Source organism: Rhodoligotrophos defluvii (genome assembly GCF_005281615.1).
GTDB lineage: Bacteria > Pseudomonadota > Alphaproteobacteria > Rhizobiales > Im1 > Rhodoligotrophos > Rhodoligotrophos defluvii.
In genome coordinates this window covers 821,504-840,412 of the sequence record NZ_SZZM01000001.1, presented here as the reverse complement: position 1 = coordinate 840,412, position 18,909 = coordinate 821,504, and the positions used below count along the sequence as shown (strand labels likewise).

Here is an 18,909-nt window from a genome sequence, read left to right as displayed (position 1 = left end):
CCTCAGAGCAGGGCATAAAGCCAGATCAGCGCCACGGCGAAGCTCGCAAGAGTCATCGGGATGCCGGAGTGGGCAAAATCGGAAAAGCTCAGCCCCACGCCGGCTCGGGACGCCCGCTCGGCAACGATGATGTTGGCGATGGAGCCGGTGAGCAGCAAATTGCCGGCCAAGGTCGACAGCAGCGAGAGGGCAATCAGCGTTTGCTCGCTAAGGTCGGGCAGCAGAGTGGTGAGCAAGATCACGGCCGGCACATTGCCGATGGTGTTGGACAGAAGCAGCGCAAGCGGCGCCAGGACGGGAAGCTGCGCCGGGGTCAGGTTCCGCTCGGCCGCCCAACCCAGGGCCGCAGCGGCAAGCCCGGTCTGAGCAAATGCCGCGGTAATGCCGAATAGTGCCAGGAAGAGCAGCAGCAGTGGCCAGTCGACCAGCTGCAGCAGATTGCGGCTGGAGATGCGGCGAGAGAGCAGCATGATGCCGGCGATGCCAAGGGCGCTGACCTCACGGGGGATATCCGTTGCGAAGAGGGCGACCAGTAGCACAAGGCCGGCAAAGCCCTTGCCGATCTGGAACCGGTCGGCTTCAGCCGGTGCTGCCGCTGTCGACGGCCTTGGCTTCTGCGCCAGGGCGGCTGCCCAAGTGAGCCGCACCGTTGCGTAGACGATGGCCAGGCTCGCGATGGCCACCGGCGTGCAGATCGCCGCGAAACGCCAGAAGTCGATTTGCCCGACCTGGCCGATGAGGATGTTCTGCGGATTGCCGATGAGGGTTGCCGCCGAGCCGGCATTGGCCGCGCCGGCCAACGCGATCAGATAGGGGCGGGGATCGAGCCCGCGGGCAAGCAGGCCCTGGCAGATCAGCGGCGTCAAGGCGAAGACCACGACATCATTGGTCAGTAGTGCCGAAAGAAGGCCGGTAACGCCGATCAGCAGGGCCAGGAGCCGGGCCGGATGTTGCGCGCTGCTGGTTACGGCGCGGGCGCAGAGGTCGTAGAAGCCGGAGCCCTGGAACTGGGCCGAGACGATCATCAGCGCGAACAGCAGGATGATGGTCGGCAGGTCTACCGCCCGCGCTGCTTCGGACAGGGGCAGGGCCCCGGACGCGATGAGAATGGTGATGCCGATCAGGGCGATGCCGGTGCGGTCCACCGCCAGGCCGGGCAGACGCCCAAGCGCCATGCCCATATAGGTCAGGCAGAAGACCGCAGTGACGAGACCCGACACGGGCGGGATGTCTATGGCGTGGGTGTCAGCCCTCCAGCAGCCGACGCCGTGCCGCCAGGGTGCGCAGGCGCAGGGCGTTCAGCTTGATGAAGCCTTCCGCGTCCTGCTGGTTATAGGCGCCCGCGTCGTCCTCGAAGGTGACCAGGGATTCGGAATAGAGCGACTTGTCGCTCTGGCGGCCGATCACGATCACGTTGCCCTTGTAGAGCTTCAGCCGGACGGTGCCTTCCACATTCTCCTGGCTCTTGTCGATGAGCGCCTGCAGCATCTCACGCTCGGGCGAGAACCAGAAGCCGTAATAGATCAGCTCTGCGTAGCGCGGCATCAGCTCGTCCTTGAGATGAGCAGCGCCACGATCGAGGGTGATCGATTCCATCGCGCGGTGAGCGGCGAGCAGGATGGTGCCGCCGGGCGTCTCATAGATGCCGCGCGACTTCATGCCGACGAAGCGATTCTCCACCATGTCGAGCCGGCCGATGCCGTTGGCCTTGCCCAGCTCGTTCAGCCGGGTGAGCAGGGTTGCCGGCGAGAGCCGCTCGCCGTTGATCGATACCGGATCACCCCGCTCGAAGCCGATTTCGATCTCGGTCGCCTGGTCTGGCGCTTCCTCGGGCGAGAGGGTGCGCTGGAACACATAGTCCGGCGGCGCGGTCCAGGGGTCTTCCAGCACCTTGCCTTCCGAAGACGAGTGCAGCAGGTTGGCATCCACAGAGAAAGGCGCCTCGCCGCGCTTGTCCTTGGGCACGGGGATCTGGTGCTTCTCGGCGAAGTCGATGAGGTCGGATCGGCTCTTGAAGCTCCACTCACGCCAGGGGGCGATGACCTTGATGCCTGGCTCCAGCGCGTAATAGGAAAGCTCGAACCGCACCTGGTCGTTGCCCTTCCCGGTCGCGCCATGGCACACGGCGTCGGCGCCGGTCTGGCGGGCGATCTCGATCTGGCGCTTGGCGATCAGCGGCCGGGCAATGGATGTGCCGAGCAGATAGACGCCTTCATAGAGCGCGTTGGCGCGGAACATGGGAAACACGAAGTCGCGGACGAACTCCTCGCGCAGGTCCTCGACGAAGATTTCCTTGCAGCCCAGCATCTCCGCCTTTTTGCGGGCGGGGCCTAGTTCCTCGCCCTGGCCGAGATCGGCGGTGAACGGCACCACCTCGCAGTTATAGGTGGTCTGCAGCCACTTGAGGATGATCGAGGTGTCCAACCCGCCAGAATAGGCGAGCACCACCTTCTTGACGTCCGACATACATGCCCTCTTTATGCGGGGAAGGATATTGCCGCCGCTTATAGAGCGGCGCAGGGTGATCGGCAATATCGGCCCGCCGCCGGATCAATCTGCAGGGATAGCCATGGGAACCATCGATTTCTGGTATGACTTCGCCTCGCCCTATTCCTACCTGGCGGCGATTCGGATCGATGCTCTGGCCGAGGATGCCGGCCTGACCGTGCAATGGCGGCCGTTCTTCATGGGCGGGCTGGCGAAGGAGCTGGGGACGCGCCAACCTGATGTGAAGGTGCGGTATATGCAACGGGATATGGAGCGGCTGTGCAGCGAATACGGCCTGCCTTACCGTGCACCGGACCCGTTTCCGCAGAACAGTCTGCTGGTGTCGCGGGTGGCGATGACCGCCCAAGTCTCCCCACAGCGCGCCGTGTTCAGCCGCGAGGTTTTCGACCACGAATTCGCGCGGGGCCGGTCCATTTCCGAGAAAGGCGAGATCGCTCACCTGCTCACCGAGATCGGGCTGGAGCCCGAGTCGGTGCTGGCCGATGCGGCGACTGACGCGGTGAAACAGAGGCTGCGGGATGAAACGGCGGAAGCGCTGCGGATCGGTCTGTTCGGCGCGCCCTCCTTCGTTCTGGCCGACGGGGAGGTGTTCTGGGGGCACGACCGGCTTGACCGGGCCATCGCCTGGGCGAGACGGTCGCGCTGGCACGCTCAGCCTCAAGCTTGAGGAAGATAAACATGCTTTCGCTCGCCATGTCGGCGGCCGAACTCGGCGCCTATATCCGTGAGAGCGGCTTGGCGGAGCTGCCTGCCTTCGATGCGGCGTTCCGCGGCGAAAACCGTTATGACAGCGTAGATCCAGCCAACAAGACCCCGTTCCCGCCGCAATGGCGCGACCTGGTGCGCCTGCACCGGCTGGTGCGCGACCGGAAGGTGATGACCATCCTGGAGTTCGGGGTCGGCTGGTCGACCCTCGTGCTCGCCCATGCGCTGGCCTGTAACGAGGTGGCTTATGGCCAGCAGATCGACGGGCTGCGCAAGGCAACACCCTTCGAGCTCTTTTCCGTCGACGACATGGCCGAGTTCATAGAGTCGACGCGACAGATGATGCCCGAGCACTTGCGGGCGCGGGTTACGCTGCAATTCAGCCCCTGTGCCATGGGCACCTTCAACGGTCGCATCTGCACCTATTACGAGACGCTGCCTAACATCTGCCCGGACCTGATCTATCTGGACGGGCCCAGTCAGTTCTCGGTAACCGGGGACGTGCGCGGCATCTCGACCAGGGCTAAGGATCGCATGCCCATGGCCGCCGACCTTCTGACGCTCGAGCATTTCCTTCTACCGGGGACGTTGGTGCTGGTGGATGGGCGTACGGCCAATGCGCGTTTCCTGCGCGCGAACTTCCAGCGAAACTGGCGATATACCCATGACAGCGAGAGCGACGTCCACCTGTTCGAACTGACAGAGCCGCCGCTTGGCAAGATCAACCAGGCTCAGATCGAGTTTTGCCTGGGCAGCGAATGGCTGCGATCGCTCAACGATTGATTAGCCATAGCACCAGAGAAAGCACCACGCTGATGAGCAGCCCGGTGGTGATGGGTGCATAAAAGGTGAAGTTCTCGCGCTCGATGAGGATGTCACCTGGCAGCTTGCCGAGCCCAAGCTCGCGCAGCCAGGGCCACAGCAGGCCGGCTGCGGCAATGGCCAAACCGATGATGATCAGGGTGCGAGACATGGTGCAGCGCCCAAGATTTCCTGTACATCGATATGGGCGCGGCAGGCCCGCGAGACCAGGGGTATTGTCAGTGCCGGAAATGGCGGATGCCCGTGAACACCATGGCCAATCCTGCCTCATCCGCCGCGGCGATCACCTCATCATCACGCATGGAGCCGCCGGGCTGGATGACGGCGGTGGCGCCGGCTTCCACTGCCGCCAGCAGGCCATCGGCGAAGGGAAAGAATGCGTCCGAAGCCACCACCGAGCCGTGGGTTAGGGGCTCCGTCAGGCCGGCCGCCTGCGCCGCATCCGCTGCCTTGCGCGCGGCGGTGCGGGCGGAATCCACCCGGCTCATCTGACCGGCGCCGATGCCGACCGTGGCCCCCTCCTTGGCATAGACGATGGCGTTCGATTTCACGTGCTTGCAAAGAGTGAAGGCGAAGCAAAGATCCGCGAACTCCCGCGGTGTGGGCGCGCGCTTGGTGACCACCTTGAGTGATGCGGGATCCGTGCGGCCGGTATCGCGCCCCTGAACGAGCAGGCCGCCCGCAACCGATTTCACCAGCACACCCGGCGCGCGGGGGTCGGGCAGACCGCCGGTGAGCAGCACCCGCAGGTTCTTCTTGGCCGCAAGCACGGCGAGCGCGGCCTCGTCGGCGTCTGGGGCGATGATGACCTCAGTGAACAGCTTGGCGATCTCTTCCGCCACCTCCGCGTCCATGGGCCGGTTGAGGGCGATAATGCCGCCAAACGCGCTCACCGGATCGCAGCGCAGGGCCTTGCGATAAGCTTCCGCCAGTGTGTCGCCCACCGCGGCGCCGCATGGATTGGCGTGCTTGACGATCACCACCGCGGCTGTCTCGGCCGGGTCGAACTCGGCGACGCATTCGAAGGCGGCGTCCGTGTCGTTTATGTTGTTGTAGGACAGCTCCTTGCCCTGAACCTGCCGGGCGGAGGCCACGCCGAAACGCTGCTCCGCCGTCTTGTAGAACGCTGCCGCCTGATGCGGGTTCTCGCCATAGCGCAGGGGCTGCAACAGCTTGCCGCCGAAAGCGCGATAGGTCTCGTCTGGCGCGTCGACCTCACCCAGGAACCAGTTGCTGATGGCGGCATCATAGGCAGCGGTGCGGGAGAAGGCCTTGGCGGCCAGGCGGCGACGAAGGGCAAGACTCGTCGCACCGTCATGAGCAGCAAGCTCGTCCAGTAAGGGGGCGTAGTCAACTGGGTCGACCACAACCGCCACGTCCTGGTGGTTCTTTGCCGCCGCGCGAATCATCGCCGGGCCGCCAATATCGATGTTTTCGATGGTCTCGGCGGTGGAGGCCTTCCGGGCCAGTGTTTCCTCGAAGGGGTAGAGGTTGACCACCAGCAGGTCGATGCGCGGGATATCATGGGCGAGGCGTGCCGCCTCGTGCTCGGGGTTGCTGCGAATGGCGAGCAGGCCGCCATGAATCTTGGGATGCAGCGTCTTCACTCGGCCGTCCATCATCTCGGGGAAGCCGGTCACGCTGGACACATCCTCGACCGGGAGCCCCGCGTCGATCAGCATCCGCGCGGTGCCGCCAGTGGAGATCAGGCCGATTCCGCGTTCGTGCAGCCGGCGGGCAAGATCGGCCACTCCCCTCTTGTCGGAAACCGACAACAGGGCACGGCGGACGGGGACGAGATCGGGCATTCGCGAAACTCCAAACGAGCAATCGCCCGATAACACGTCTCGTTCCCGGAAGGAACCTGGTCTAGGGCCTGTGGTATCTACCTCGCTCGAAAATATTAGAGTGGCAGTTCTGGCGCTGAGCCCTGGTGGCTGGCGGTGGCCGGCTTGTCGATGCGCTTGAAGGCCCACCTCACGGTGCGGCTCGCGCCCACGCGGCCAGAGAGCACGATCTGCTGGGCACGCCGGGGCGCTGCCAAGCCAGGCAGGTATACGCTGTTCTCGACACGCATCGCGGCGCCGCGGGCGGAGAATTTCCAACCGACCCGGTTCGGTAGCAGCAGACTCACGCTCGTTCCGTCGCGCGCCGTCATCACCTTCACGGCGGGATGGATGTGGAAGCGCACGGTAAAGGGCGTGTCCGGTGCCATAACGCGACCGTCGGGCGCGGCCAGGAAGCGATCTTCGCCGCGCAGATCCGCACCATGTTTGGCCAGGAACAGGCGCCGCTCGTGCAGATAGCCGAACTGGGCGAGATAGCCGTTGTGATAGGCCTCCAGCACCGACCCGGTCTCGTGCGCCGTGAGCTCGCCATAGACCGTTTGTGGGCCGAGCAGCACCGGCCCGCCGAAGATCCGCGCCGTCAGGCCGTTATCGATGATCAGACTGGCCGAGCGGTCGCCCATGCACACGGTGGAGTGCGCCGCCGTGCGTCGCGAAGCAGCCGCCCAGGCGGCATTGCCCGTCTTCGAGGTGCCGCAATTGACCACGATGCGATGCGGCCCATCGCTGAATTCGAAGGCGAGCGGCCCCGACTGCATGGCCGGATTGAGCCCCACCGCCGGGGGGCGGCCAACATCCACCAGCACGGTCGAGCGCCCGAAGGCCAAGCGGGCGTAGCCGGTGTGCCGGGCAAGGGTAATGGGCTTGCCGCGCACGTCGTCCGCATCGATCAGCGCCCGCACCGCACCCGCCATGTGATCGGTGACGCCGTTGAAGGTGGCGATGCCCCCGTCGCCATGCAGCAGGAAGCGCAGGAAGGGCAGCATGCGTTCGACTGCCGCATCGAGTGGTGGCGGTGCGTGCAGCTTGCGGGCGTGGACCGCTTCCCGCAAAGGCAGCAGATCGAGCAGCAATTCCACCGTGGCCGCCGGATTGCGCGAGATGTGACCGCCATCGGGCAGAACCTGCTCCTCAAGCTCCTGCCCCAGTCGGTCCAGCAGCTCGGTGCGCAGCTTCTCGAGCCCGCCGAGCGAGATCGCCGCATAGCCGAGGGCAATGGCGGCATCGAGCCGGCCGCGGTTGGTGGGCGCAAGATGGAGCGCCCGCGCGAGGTGGCTGGCCTGCCGATTGAGACTGCCCAAGAACAGGCGGGCGAAGGCCGGGTCGGCGTTGTGCAGGAGAAACGGCCCGTGCAGGAGCCAGGAGATCAGCCGGCGCGCGGCCACGGACAGGTCGCGGGCCACGGTGGACTTATAGCAGCGGGTGGTGATCCAATCGCTGATGTGAGCCCGCCCCTGGATGCGGGCAAGCTCGGTGTCCGCGGCCTCCAGATGCTTGAGCCAGGAAAAGCCATGGAGCTCGGCCGCAAAATTCGCGGGCAGCTCGAGAAGCGCGAAGATCGAGCGGCTGCCGGCCTCGACCGTGTGACCGGCAAGCGCGAATCGGCCGCGATAAATGGCAGCGGCGAAATCCGGATCGCCCCGCAGCAGCGGACGGGGTGGATGGCTCAAGCTGGCGGCACGGAAGGCGAGGCGCGGGACCAGGCCAGCGGCGCGGTCGATCAGACGGTGGGCGGTGCGCCGCGCCAAGGCGTCCATGAGCTCCGCGGCGGGCGATCCGGCAACGCTTCCCGCGGCGGCCATGGCTAGCAGGCCTCCGCCGGCGCGAAAGACGAGGGCGTGTCAGCCGCGAATGGCTGCAATTTCTGCGGCATAGCGCTGAGGCCCGCCGCCGAAAATGGCTGTGCCGGCCACCAGGACATTCGCGCCGGCTGCAACGCAGCGTGCTGCTGTACTCGGGTTGATACCGCCATCGACTTCCAGATCAATCTCGCGTCCGCTGCGATCGATCATCTCCCGCACCTTCGCCACCTTGCGAAGGGTGCTTTCGATGAAGGACTGTCCGCCGAAGCCGGGATTGACCGTCATGACCAGCACCAGATCGAGGTCGTCCATGAGAGGCTCCACGGCCTCGACAGGCGTCCCCGGATTGAGCGCGAGCCCTGCCTTGCACCCCGCGTGCTTGATCGCCTGGATCGTGCGGTGGGTGTGCGGGCCCGCCTCAACATGGGCGGTTATGATATCCGCTCCAGCTGCGGCGAATGCCTCGATGAAAGGATCGACCGGCGCAATCATCAAGTGCACGTCGAATATCTTATCCGAGCAGGATCTTAACGATTTGATAACGCTGGCGCCGAAAGAGATGTTCGGCACGAAATGCCCGTCCATCACATCGAGATGAATGTGGTCGGCGCCGGCTTTGTCCACTGCGCGGACCTCTTCGCCCAGCTTGTCGAAACGAGCTGCGAGGACGGAAGCGGCGACCTTGATGTTCGGCGTGCTCATGCCACCGCTCTACCAGTCCGGCCAAAACTGAGCAAGGCTGCGTGCCGTTGACTCCGCCGCTATATCCGAGTGAATATTACGGCTTACCTGCGGCAGGGGAGGCTGGATGAGACGGTTTTTCGGCATGTTGCTGACGCTGGCGGGGCTGGCTCTCGCTGGCGCATCTTCAGATGCACGGGCTGACGGCGCAGTGACCGTGTTTGCAGCGGCAAGTCTGACCGATGCCCTGCAGACCTCAGCCGAGGCCTATACGCGCGAAACAGGGCAGCCGCTGCGCTTCTCCTTCGCCTCGTCCTCGACCTTGGCGCGGCAGATCGAGCTTGGCGCCCCGGCGCAGATCTTCGCCTCGGCCGATGAGCAGTGGATGGACTATCTCGCCAAGCGCCAGATGATCGTCGCGGGCAGCCGGACCAGCCCCATCGGCAACAGCCTGGTGCTTGTCGCGCCGGCAGCAAGTGCGCAGCAGCCGGTCGAGCTTTCCTCCGCGCTTGACCTCCCGGCTCTGCTTGGTCCTGAAGGGCGGCTTTCGGTCGGAGACCCCGATCACGTGCCGGCCGGGATCTATGCCAGGCAGGCGCTGACGAAGCTCGGCTTGTGGAGATCCGTGGAGCCGCGGCTCGCGCGTGCCGACAATGTGCGGGCCGCCCTTGCGCTGGTGGAGCGAGGGGAGGCGCCGCTTGGCATCGTCTATGCCACGGATGCGCGGCAATCGGACAAGGTGAAGGTGCTCGCCACCTTTCCCGCCGAGGTCACCCCACCCATCACTTACCCCTTTGCCATCGCGAGCGGACAGGATAGGCCGGAGGTGCGCCAGGCCTTCGCCTTCATCACCGGCCCCAAGGCGCAGGAGATTTACCGGACCTTCGGCTTCAAGGTGAAGTGATCAAATGGGCGTGCTGACCTCAGCGGAAATCGAGGCCCTTCTGCTCAGCCTGAAGATCTCCGTGGTTGCGGTGGCTTGCGCATTGCCGTTCGCAATCGCGGCGGCCCTGGTGCTGGCGCGCTGCCGTTTCCCGGGCAAGACGATCGTGGACGGCATGCTGCACCTGCCGCTGATCCTGCCGCCGGTGGTCATGGGCTACCTCCTTTTAGTCCTGCTCGGGACAAAGGCGCCGCTCGGCGCATGGCTCATGGAAACATTCGGCATCCGTTTCGTGTTCAGCTGGACCGGTGCTGCGCTCGCCGCCGCCCTCGTGACCTTCCCGTTCCAGCTGCGGGCCATCAGGTTGTCGCTGGAGGCGGTCGACTACGGCTTGGAGACCGCAGCTGAGACGCTGGGCGCAGGGCCGCTCGACCGGCTGTTCGCAATCACTCTGCCTTTGGCCCTGCCGGGCATCATTGCCGGCGCCATTACCGCCTTCGCCGCAAGCCTCGGGGAGTTCGGCGCGATCATCACCTTCGTTTCCAATATTCCCGGCGAGACCCGAACCATTCCGCTCGCCATCTACACGGCGATCCAGACCCCCGGGGGCGAGGCCGCGGCCGCGCGGCTGGCGGGCTTGTCCATTATTCTGGCTCTGGTAGGGCTGTTCCTGGCCGAGTTCAGCGCCCGAAGGCTCAAGGCCTATCTCGCCGGATGAGCCTGCAGGTCGATATCGGGCATGCTGCCGGCACCTTCTCGCTGGAGGCGCGGTTCGAGGTGCCGCAGGCGGGGGTCACCGCGCTGTTCGGGCCCTCAGGTTCCGGCAAGACCACAACCGTGAACGCGATTGCCGGCCTGATCACGCCGCGGCACGGGCGCATCGTCCTCAACGGCGAAACCGTCTTCGATGCGGCCCGGCAGATTTCCGTGCCAGCCCGCGCGCGGCGGGTGGGCTATGTATTCCAGGATGCGCGGCTGTTCCCGCATCTTTCCGTGCGCAGCAACCTCCTGTTCGGCTGGAAACGGGCCGGCCGTCCGCTGGGTCAGGTGGAGATCGAGGAGGTGATCGCGCTGCTCGGCCTGGCGCCGCTTTTGGACCGTCGGCCTGGCAAGCTTTCCGGCGGCGAGCGGCAGCGCGTCGCCATCGGCCGCGCCCTGCTCGCCGCGCCAAGGCTGCTGCTGCTGGACGAGCCGCTGACCGCGCTGGACGCGGCCCGCCGGGAAGAGATCCTCCGTTATCTCGAGCGGCTGCGCGACCATCTGGCGCTGCCTATGGTCTATGTGACCCATTCGCTCGACGAGGTCACCCGGCTTGCCGATTCGATTGCCGTGTTCGACCACGGCCGGGTCACCGCCTTCGGCGATATCGACGCGGTTTTGAGCCGCGACGACATGCAGGCTCTGGCCGGCAAGGCTGACGCGGGCGCGGTGATTCGCGCGACCGTCTTGGAGCACTTGCCGGCGTTCGGGGTGAGCAGGCTCAGCTTCAGCGGCGGCATCATCACGGCTCCCCTGGTGAGCAGGCCGGTCGGGACCGAATTGCGCGTCCGCATCAGGGCGCGCGACATTCTCGTCTCGCGCGCTGCCATAGCCGGCGAGATCAGCGCCAACAACGTGCTCCCCGCCACCATCACCAGCTTGCGGGGCGATGGTGACGAGGTGGAGCTCTCACTGGACTGCGGCGGCACCCGGCTTTTCGCTCGCATCACCGCCTATTCGTGCAGCCGCCTGGGCCTCGCCGAGGGGCAGGCCGTCTATGCGATCTTCAAGACGGTGATCATCGACCGCAGTCCGCCGGCCGAGCCTTAGAGTTAGCGAGCAGCGCAATCTAGAGCCAATGCCAAATTTGCGTCACCGCCGGGCTCCGACGCGGCGGTCCAGGGGCCAGATGGGAGAGGCCGCGCCGCGTGGCCCTGAATGCCCTGGTCAAGCCAGGGCATGACGTTTAGCGGATCGATGGAGCATGATCTTTCCGGCATCCACCTTTTGCTTTGTGGATCTTCGGTTCGGGATCATCCTCTCAGCTCAGCCGTTCGCGATATATTGGCCGCCATTGACCGCGATCACCGCTCCGGTGGTGAAGCCGGCGCTCTCCCGTGCGAGAAAGCAGACCATGTCGGCGATTTCCGGGCCGGTGCCGAGCCGGCCGACGGGGATGGAGGCAATGATGCCCTCCAGCACCTTCGGCGGCACGGCCGCGACCATGTCGGTATCCACATAGCCGGGACAGATGCAGTTGACCGTGATGCCCTTACGGGCGGTCTCCTGCGCCAGCGCCTTGGTGAAGCCGATGACGCCGGCCTTCGCCGCCGAATAATTGGTCTGCCCCATCTGGCCCTTCTGGCCGTTGATGGACGAGATGTTGATGATGCGGCCAAAATTGCGCTCGCGCATGGGCTCGATCAGCGGCCGGGTCATGTTGAACATGGAATCCAGATTGACCCGCATCACTTCCGACCACTGCTCGTAGCTCATCTTGTGCAGCATGCCATCGCGGGTGATGCCCGCATTGTTGACCAGGGTGCAGATGGGCCCCAGGTCCGCCTCGACATCGCGGATGCCGGCCGCGCATTCCTCGGGATTGCCGACATTCCACTTGTAGACCGCGATACCCGTCTCGTCGCGGAAGGCCTTCGCCTTCTCGTCATTGCCGCAATAGACGGCGGCAACCGCATAGCCCTCCTCGTGCAGGGCCTTCGAGATGCATGCCCCAATACCGCGGGTTCCCCCGGTCACAACTGCCACTCTACCCATCGACTATGCTCCCTACCCCAAAGCTCGCGGGATGGCCTGGCCTGCTCTTCCGGCAGGTATCAGGCCGGTGCCCGCAACGATTGTCTGTCGCGCGTCAATTCCGCTCGACGCACATGGCTATTCCCATACCGCCGCCGATGCACAAGGTGGCAAGGCCCTTTTTGGCATCGCTCCGTTTCATCTGATGCAGCAGCGTGGTCAGGATGCGAGCGCCCGATGCTCCGATCGGATGGCCGATGGCGATCGAGCCGCCGTTCACGTTCACCCTCCCGGTATCCCAGCCCATGTCCTTGTTCACGGCACAAGCCTGGGCGGCAAAGGCCTCGTTGGCCTCAATGACATCGAGCTCAGACGGGTTCCAGCCGGCCTTGGCCAGAGCCTTGCGCGAGGCGGGAATGGGGCCCGAGCCCATCACCTGGGGGTCGACCCCTGCGGTGGCCCAGGAGGCGATGCGGGCCAGCGGCTCCAGTCCGCGGCGGTTCGCCTCGGCGGCGCTCATCAGCACCAGGGCGGCGGCGCCGTCATTTATGCCTGAGGCGTTGCCGGCGGTCACCGTGCCGTCCTTGACGAAGGCCGGCCGCAGCTTCTGCATGGCCTCCAGGCTTGCGCCGTGGCGGATGTATTCGTCGTCGGCCACCACCCGCTCGCCCTTGCGCTCCTTCACCGTCACCGGCGCGATCTCGTCCTTGAAGCGCCCGGCCTTCTGGGCAGCCTCGGCCTTGTTCTGTGACGCGACTGCGAACGTGTCCTGCATCTCGCGGGTAATCTGCCACTGGTTTGCGACATTTTCCGCAGTGTTGCCCATGTGGTAGCCATGAAAGGCGTCCCACAAGCCGTCCTTGATCATGGTGTCGATCATCTGATAGTCGCCCATCTTGTGGCCGACGCGCAGATGGGCAGCATGGGGGCTGAGGGACATGTTCTCCTGGCCGCCGGCGACGATGATCTGGGCGTCACCGGTCATGATCTGCTGCATGCCCAAAGCCACCGAGCGCAGGCCCGAGCCACAGACCTGGTTGACCACCCAAGCGGTGGCATCTTTCGGCACGCCCGCCGCAACGGCTGCCTGACGGGCCGGGTTCTGCCCCGCGGCGGCCGTGAGCACCTGGCCCATGATCACTTCGTCAACCTCCTCCGCGGCGACGCCGGCCCTGTCCAATGCGGCCCGGATCGCCACGGCCCCCAGCTCATGAGCGGGAACAGCGGCGAAGGACCCGTTGAAGGCGCCAACCGGTGTTCGCTGCGCTGCGACAATGACCACGTGCTCTTGATCAGACATGAAAAACCTCCTTATGAAACATAGGCGTCAGCCGTCGCGGGCCGGGCGGGGAACATCCCCATGCTATCCATATGAGCAATAGCTACTCTCCCATTGCGACAAAGATGGCGCGAATGCAAGCTGGCCGAGTGGTCACCAAGGCATATCTGTGTTTGCCCTTGCACACAGGCATTGTGCCCTGCGAAACTAACAGCGGTTGCTTCATGGCGGAATAGGGAGCGCGCCACGCATCCCACGGTAAAGAAGGATCGTGCCTCGTGGATCAGGACGCAAGGCCTAATGAAAAGCCCATCACCATCAAGAAATACGCGAATAGGAGGCTCTACAACACGGCCACCAGCTCCTACGTGACCCTCGACGATTTGGCGGATATGGTGAAGCAGGGCCTCGAGTTCGCCGTCTATGACGCCAAGACCGGCGAAGACATCACGCGATCGGTGCTCACGCAAATCATCTTCGAAGAAGAGAACAAGGGCGAGCAGAACCTGTTGCCCATCCGCTTCCTGCGCCAGCTCATCCGCTACTACGGCGACAACATGCAGTCGCTGGTGCCGCGCTATCTCGAGTTCAGCATCGAGGCGCTCTCGCGGGAGCAGGAAAGGCTGCGCAACCAATTCGCCCAGGCGCTGGGTGGCGACCCCTTCAAGATGATGGAGGAGCAGACGCGCCACAATATCGCGATGTTCGAGAAGGCATTGTCGATGTTCAATCCTTTCGCCGTGCTGGCAGGCGCCCAGTCCGCGGGCGAGGAGGAGGCGCGGCCGCAGGAGCGACGTCCCGAGCAGCAGGAGCAGCGAGACCAGGCGGCCGAGGAAATGCGGCAGCTGAAGGAGCAGCTCAGCGCCATGCAGCGCCAGATCGATGCCTTGGCCAAGCTCAAGCGCTAGGGCGAGGACCCCTTCAAAGCCCCTGCGGAGCCCGAGGCTCGTTCACTGTTCCCGCCGACGAGGTCGGCCTTCAATGCGAGACGGCTGTTGAGTTCCGCCAGCGCCGCACGCAGCCGCACCACGTCCTTACGCAAAGGCGCAATGGCAGCATCGGGCGTCATGACCGCGGCCGATTGTGGCGGAGCCGCCGGGTGGAACCGGTCTGCTCTCGGACGGACACGCACGAGATCGATGCCATAGTCAATGATGCGGGGCACATCCGCATCCGGGTCGAGATCGAGCGCGATGATCTCCGCGCCATAGCTGCGCACGATCTCGAGGGCGGTGTTCAGGCGGGCCCTGCCCATGGTCGATGCGCTCGCCTCGCGCAGGAGCGTGCCGTCGACCCGCACGAACTCGCCCGGAAAATCATCGGTGGTGCGGAAGAGAGGCAAGCCGTCCACGCCGAAGCCGCTCAGCGCAACCCGCGCCTTGCGCGCCCGAACCTCGGCCAAGAAGGCGCGGGCTGGGGCTGTGGCGGCCACGATGCCCGAAAGGGGCGTGTCGACCAGAAGCCGCGGTGCCAATCCGGCTGCCCGCTCGATCTCCTGCAGGATCTGCGCTCGCGCCCGCGGCATCTCGATGGTGGACAGCGACAAAGGCACGCTCAGGGTCAGCGCCGGGTCGATCCGCAGCAACCCCAAGGCGAGGCGAACGAGATGCACCTCTATGAGGCTCGCCAGCCCCAGCCTCCGGCATGTGCCGATGAAGTCGGTGGTCGGTGATGCGAAGGGAAGGGGGCTGCCCAGGATGTGCGGCCTGATGTCGTGCATGACCACGGCGGCAGTGGCCGGACGCATGATCGGATGGCAGCCCAACACGATCTTGTCTTCTTGCAACGCGCGCAGGATGACGGCGGCCTGCTCCATGTTCTGCCGGTGCAGGCCAGGCCATTCCTGGGGGAGGTCACCAGCAAAGAAGCGGCCGGATGTTTGGGCCCGCGCGCGGGAAAGCGCATGCTCGGCCGTGTTGAGCGCCTGCTTGGCCGTGGTGATGCCGGCATGCAAGGCGACGCCCCCGATGGACACGGTGGCCCAGACGGGGCCAAAAGGCGTGGGGATCACCGTCTCGCGCACAGCGTCGAGAAAACGCTCGCTGGCGACGCGCATTTCGTCGGCAGAACAGTGCTGCAGGACGAAAGCGAGCTTGTTGCCGGCGAACCGGCCGAGATGGTCGCCGGCTCGCATCACCCGCGCGAGCAGGCGGCCGATGCGCCGGATGACGCTGTCGGCCACGTCGGTACCGAAGGCTTCGTTAATAGCCTGCAGATTGTCGATGGACAGAAGCAGCAGAGCGGCCGGCTCCGAACTGATCTTGGCGCGGTCGAGCGCGGCGCTCAGCTTCTCCACCACCAGCTCGCGGTTCATGAGGCCGGTGAGCGAGTCGTGGGCGCTCAGGTAGCGCAGCCGCTCTTCCTGGCGCCGGCGTTGATCGACGACACGCACGACGCCGAACACATCAGCCGGACGGCCGTCGAGCCCGGCGAACCACCTGCCGCAATCCTCGACCCACACGATGGGCGAGCCCTGCGCCTTCTGGCGAAGGCGGTATTCAGTCTGGAAGGCGACGCCCGCCCCTTCGTCCGGCTCGACAGACAGGTGCACCGCATCATAGCGGCCGGTCGCCCCATCGCGGGCGATCAGGCTGGCATAGGACCGGTTGCTCGCCAGCAGGTGGGGTTCGACGCCGAGAATTGCCGCGGCATTGGCGCTCCAACTCAGGATGTCCTTGCGGATGTCCCAGTGATAGGCGGCGCAGCCGGCCGCCATGGTGGCGAGTTCGAGATAGCCGCGGCTTGCCAGTTCCGAGCTGTCGGCGGATGTGTGCGCGGCCGCCGCGCCATCAAAGGCGCTGGGCGGCGAGCCGGCCGGATCGCCTGATCTGTCCCTGTATTCCGCCAATGGCTGGTCCCCACGCACCCGGCAAACAGCAGAGGCTGATGATATACGGGTTCGGCAATCGAGGACTAGGATGAATTTCTTAAGAAAACGCGTCGGACAGGACTGTCGTCAGAAATCGCTGGCGATGCCCTTCGATTCCCAGTCGCCGTAACGGGTCGGCTCCGGTCCCTGCGGGCCGTTCACCTCCTTGGGCCGCGGCGGCGCCGGGATGCGCTCGGCCTGCGCCCGCCGCTCGGCGGCTTCGGCCAGCGCGCGTCGCGCAGCGGGCGGCAGGTCGCGCTTGTCTCGAGGCTCCGATCCCTGTTCCATTCCGTTCCCAGATCCTTGCCGTTTTTCGCCGGACAACCAACATATACGAGCGCTGCCGGCGGCCTCAAGCCGCGCCGCTGCAAGGAATTGTGAATGTCGGGTGAGCCATCGCCATGAACTATCTGAAGACTGCCATATTGCTTGCCGGGATGACGGCGCTGTTCATGGGTATCGGTGCCATGATCGGCGGCCAGCACGGCATGTGGATCGCCTTGCTCGTGGCCTTGGCGATGAATGCGTTCACCTATTGGAATTCCGACAAGATGGTTCTGCGCATGTACGGCGCCCATGAGGTCGACGAGCGCAGCGCCCCCGAATATTACGGCATCGTCAGAGAGCTCGCTCAGCGCGCCGGCCTGCCCATGCCGCGGGTTTATGTGATCGACAATGCGCAGCCCAATGCCTTCGCCACCGGGCGCAACCCACAGAATGCGGCGGTGGCGGCCTCGACAGGGCTGCTGCAGAGCCTGTCGCGCGAGGAAATCGCCGGGGTGATGGCGCATGAGCTCGCCCATATCCGCAACCATGACACGCTGATCATGACGATCACGGCGACCTTTGCCGGTGCCATCTCCATGCTCGCCAATTTCGCCATGTTCTTCGGCGGCAGCCGCGACCGCGACAACCCGTTCGGTATTTTCGGCACGCTGGTGATGATGATCGTGGCGCCGCTGGCCGCGATGCTGGTGCAGATGGCCATCAGCCGCACGCGCGAATACGCGGCGGACCGGGCTGGCGCCGAGATCTGCGGGCAGCCGATGTGGCTCGCCTCTGCTTTGGCGAAGATCCAGAGCGCCGCGCACCGCGTTCCGAACATGGAGGCTGAGACCCACCCGGCGACGGCACATATGTTCATCATCAATCCGCTGTCGGGCGCGCGCATGGACAACCTGTTCTCCACCCACCCGAGCACGGAGAACAGGATCGCGGCCCTGCAGGAATTGGCGGCTCAGATGGGCACCGGCGCTGTGGGCCGGTTTGCCGGCCGGCCGAGCCCTGCCGCGGCCGGCAGCCCCTGGACAGGGGGCGGCCCTTGGGGCGGCAGCCGCCGTCGTGGCCCGTGGAGTTGAAGTTCGACCGCTGGGGCATGCGTGCGCGTTGAACTCGGCGCTCCGCCGATCTAGACACTGTGGATGCCAAGCCCGAACCGCCGCAGCGCGACCGCAGCAGAGCCTGACAAGGGCGGCCTCCTCATTCGCAGCGAGGCCGCCAGGCTGTTGGGTGCAGTCCTCTTCAAGCAGCAGCCGCTGGATGATCTGCTGAACGAGAGCCTGGAGCGGCGTGCCGCGTCGCTCAACGGGCGTGACCGCGCCTTGTTGCGGGCGATCGTTGCCACAGCGCTCCGGCGCAAAGGGCAGATCGACGCTCTGGTCGATCGGTTTCTTACCCGCGGCCGGCCGAAACATTACGACCTCCTCCAGCCCCTCTTGCTGGTCGCGGCCGCTCAGCTGCTGTTCATGCGTGTGGCGCACCATGCAGCCATCGATACGGCGGTGACCCTGATCGGCCAGTCGCGCCCGATCAACCATCTCAAGGGGCTTGCCAATGCGGTGCTGCGGCGGATGTCCCGCGAGGGCCCGGCCCTGCTTGCATCGCAGGATGATGCCAGGCTGAACACGCCGGACTGGCTATGGAACCGATGGCTGGGTCACTATGGCGAGGCGGAGACCCGCGCCATCGCCGAGGCCCATATACAGGAGCCGCCGCTGGACCTGACCCCGCGCGACGGCGATGCGGCCTCTTTGGCGGACCGGCTCGGCGGGACTGCCCTGCCCACCGGCACTGTGCGGCTGACCGAACACCATGGCCGGGTGGAGGCGCTCGAGGGATATGCTGCCGGCGAATGGTGGGTGCAGGACGCGGCAGCGGCGCTGCCTGCCCGGTTGCTCGGCGATGTTGGCGGCAAGCGGGTCATCGATCTGTGCGCCGCGCCGGGCGGCAAGACACTGCAGCTCGCTGCGGCCGGGGCGCATGTCACTGCGGTCGATCTTTCGGAGCCTCGCTTGGCCCGGGTGAGAGACAATCTGGCCCGAACCGGCCTTGCTGCCGAGGTGGTGTGCGCCGATGCGACAGCGTTCAGCACCGAGCAACCCGCGGACGCCGTGCTGCTCGATGCGCCCTGTTCTGCCACCGGCACCATTCGGCGGCATCCGGATATCCCCTACACCAAGACCGCGGAACAGCTGACCGCGTTGAGCGCGCTACAGGACCGGCTGTTGCGGCAGGCCGTTGCACTGACCAAGCCGGGCGGGATCATCGTCTATTGCACCTGCTCGCTGGAGCCGGAGGAGGGCGAGGCGCGGGTCGAGGCGGCGCTGGACGAAGGCCTACCAGTTGAACGTTTGCCCATCCAGCCGGAGGAGATCGGTGGGCTCGCCCGCGCGATTACACCGGCGGGCGACCTGCGCACGCTGCCCAGCATAATGCTGGATGAAGAGCGGGGGATCCGTGGGCTCGATGGCTTCTATGCCTGCCGGCTGGTGCGGCATTAG

General features: G+C 65.5%; 18 protein-coding genes. 8 read left to right on the top strand and 10 right to left on the bottom strand.

All coding sequences use genetic code 11. The features are described from left to right. Positions 1 to 2: 2 nt before the first annotated feature. Complete coding sequence (locus E4P09_RS04030; protein WP_205042004.1) at positions 3 to 1,220, bottom strand: SLC13 family permease; 1,218 nt, start codon at positions 1,218 to 1,220, stop codon at positions 3 to 5. Positions 1,221 to 1,245: 25 nt separating this feature from the next. Continuing rightward, positions 1,246 to 2,466, bottom strand: a complete 1,221-nt coding sequence (locus tag E4P09_RS04025; RefSeq protein ID WP_137388266.1) for an argininosuccinate synthase — start codon at positions 2,464 to 2,466, stop codon at positions 1,246 to 1,248. A gap of 103 nt (positions 2,467 to 2,569) precedes the next feature. On the opposite strand from E4P09_RS04025, the gene E4P09_RS04020 reads away from it, so the two are divergent. Both E4P09_RS04020 and E4P09_RS04015 read left to right on the top strand, forming a co-directional pair. Then, positions 2,570 to 3,175, top strand: a complete 606-nt coding sequence (locus tag E4P09_RS04020) for a 2-hydroxychromene-2-carboxylate isomerase (RefSeq protein ID WP_137388265.1) — start codon at positions 2,570 to 2,572, stop codon at positions 3,173 to 3,175. 11 nt (positions 3,176 to 3,186) lie between these two features. Continuing rightward, complete coding sequence (locus E4P09_RS04015) at positions 3,187 to 3,996, top strand: class I SAM-dependent methyltransferase (protein ID WP_137388264.1); 810 nt, start codon at positions 3,187 to 3,189, stop codon at positions 3,994 to 3,996. Here the strand turns inward: E4P09_RS04015 and E4P09_RS04010 are convergent. The 4 genes from E4P09_RS04010 to rpe form a co-directional block, all read right to left on the bottom strand. Continuing rightward, positions 3,986 to 4,186, bottom strand: a complete 201-nt coding sequence (locus E4P09_RS04010; protein ID WP_137388263.1) for a DUF2905 domain-containing protein — start codon at positions 4,184 to 4,186, stop codon at positions 3,986 to 3,988. The two genes, E4P09_RS04015 and E4P09_RS04010, sit on opposite strands and share 11 nt — an antisense overlap. 67 nt (positions 4,187 to 4,253) lie before the next feature. Continuing rightward, on the bottom strand, positions 4,254 to 5,843 hold the full coding sequence (gene purH, locus E4P09_RS04005) for a bifunctional phosphoribosylaminoimidazolecarboxamide formyltransferase/IMP cyclohydrolase (protein ID WP_137388262.1): 1,590 nt from the start codon (positions 5,841 to 5,843) through the stop codon (positions 4,254 to 4,256). A gap of 95 nt (positions 5,844 to 5,938) precedes the next feature. Further along, positions 5,939 to 7,684 (bottom strand): heparinase II/III family protein, encoded by a 1,746-nt coding sequence (locus E4P09_RS04000; protein ID WP_137388261.1) that lies wholly within the window; start codon positions 7,682 to 7,684, stop codon positions 5,939 to 5,941. A gap of 39 nt (positions 7,685 to 7,723) precedes the next feature. Beyond that, entirely contained in the window at positions 7,724 to 8,386 is a 663-nt protein-coding gene (gene rpe, locus E4P09_RS03995) for a ribulose-phosphate 3-epimerase (RefSeq protein ID WP_137388260.1), read from the bottom strand. A 106-nt stretch (positions 8,387 to 8,492) separates the two neighbouring features. Here rpe and modA point away from each other — a divergent pair, with 106 nt between their 5' ends. From modA to modC, 3 genes are read left to right on the top strand one after another with little or no spacing between them, the layout of a single operon-like run. Then, complete coding sequence (gene modA, locus E4P09_RS03990) at positions 8,493 to 9,269, top strand: molybdate ABC transporter substrate-binding protein (RefSeq protein ID WP_137388259.1); 777 nt, start codon at positions 8,493 to 8,495, stop codon at positions 9,267 to 9,269. Between the two features lie 4 nt (positions 9,270 to 9,273). Further along, positions 9,274 to 9,966 (top strand): molybdate ABC transporter permease subunit, encoded by a 693-nt coding sequence (gene modB, locus E4P09_RS03985; RefSeq protein ID WP_137388258.1) that lies wholly within the window; start codon positions 9,274 to 9,276, stop codon positions 9,964 to 9,966. After that, positions 9,963 to 11,057 (top strand): molybdenum ABC transporter ATP-binding protein, encoded by a 1,095-nt coding sequence (modC, locus tag E4P09_RS03980; RefSeq protein WP_137388257.1) that lies wholly within the window; start codon positions 9,963 to 9,965, stop codon positions 11,055 to 11,057. The genes modB and modC overlap by 4 nt, the downstream gene beginning before the upstream one ends. Before the next feature lie 216 nt (positions 11,058 to 11,273). Here the strand turns inward: modC and phbB are convergent, their stop codons facing one another. Both phbB and E4P09_RS03970 read right to left on the bottom strand, forming a co-directional pair. Beyond that, positions 11,274 to 12,002: an acetoacetyl-CoA reductase gene (phbB, locus tag E4P09_RS03975; protein ID WP_137388256.1), complete on the bottom strand. Its 729-nt coding sequence runs from the start codon at positions 12,000 to 12,002 to the stop codon at positions 11,274 to 11,276. Positions 12,003 to 12,096: 94 nt separating this feature from the next. Next, positions 12,097 to 13,281 carry an acetyl-CoA C-acetyltransferase gene (locus tag E4P09_RS03970; protein ID WP_137388255.1) on the bottom strand — a complete coding sequence of 395 codons (1,185 nt, stop codon included), beginning with the start codon at positions 13,279 to 13,281 and terminating at the stop codon, positions 12,097 to 12,099. 257 nt (positions 13,282 to 13,538) lie between these two features. Here E4P09_RS03970 and phaR point away from each other — a divergent pair, with 257 nt between their 5' ends. Beyond that, complete coding sequence (gene phaR / locus E4P09_RS03965) at positions 13,539 to 14,168, top strand: polyhydroxyalkanoate synthesis repressor PhaR (protein WP_137388254.1); 630 nt, start codon at positions 13,539 to 13,541, stop codon at positions 14,166 to 14,168. On the opposite strand, the gene E4P09_RS03960 is transcribed toward phaR, so the two are convergent. Together E4P09_RS03960 and E4P09_RS03955 are read right to left on the bottom strand one after the other, a co-directional pair. Continuing rightward, positions 14,165 to 16,108 carry a GGDEF domain-containing protein gene (locus tag E4P09_RS03960; RefSeq protein ID WP_137388253.1) on the bottom strand — a complete coding sequence of 648 codons (1,944 nt, stop codon included), beginning with the start codon at positions 16,106 to 16,108 and terminating at the stop codon, positions 14,165 to 14,167. The genes phaR and E4P09_RS03960 overlap by 4 nt on opposite strands. A gap of 108 nt (positions 16,109 to 16,216) precedes the next feature. Then, a complete protein-coding gene (locus E4P09_RS03955; RefSeq protein ID WP_137388252.1) occupies positions 16,217 to 16,417 on the bottom strand; it encodes a DUF1674 domain-containing protein in 201 nt (66 codons plus the stop codon). 113 nt (positions 16,418 to 16,530) lie between these two features. On the opposite strand from E4P09_RS03955, the gene htpX reads away from it, so the two are divergent. After that, positions 16,531 to 17,487 (top strand): zinc metalloprotease HtpX, encoded by a 957-nt coding sequence (gene htpX, locus E4P09_RS03950; RefSeq protein WP_137388251.1) that lies wholly within the window; start codon positions 16,531 to 16,533, stop codon positions 17,485 to 17,487. A gap of 63 nt (positions 17,488 to 17,550) precedes the next feature. Beyond that, positions 17,551 to 18,909: an RsmB/NOP family class I SAM-dependent RNA methyltransferase gene (locus tag E4P09_RS03945; RefSeq protein ID WP_137388250.1), complete on the top strand. Its 1,359-nt coding sequence runs from the start codon at positions 17,551 to 17,553 to the stop codon at positions 18,907 to 18,909.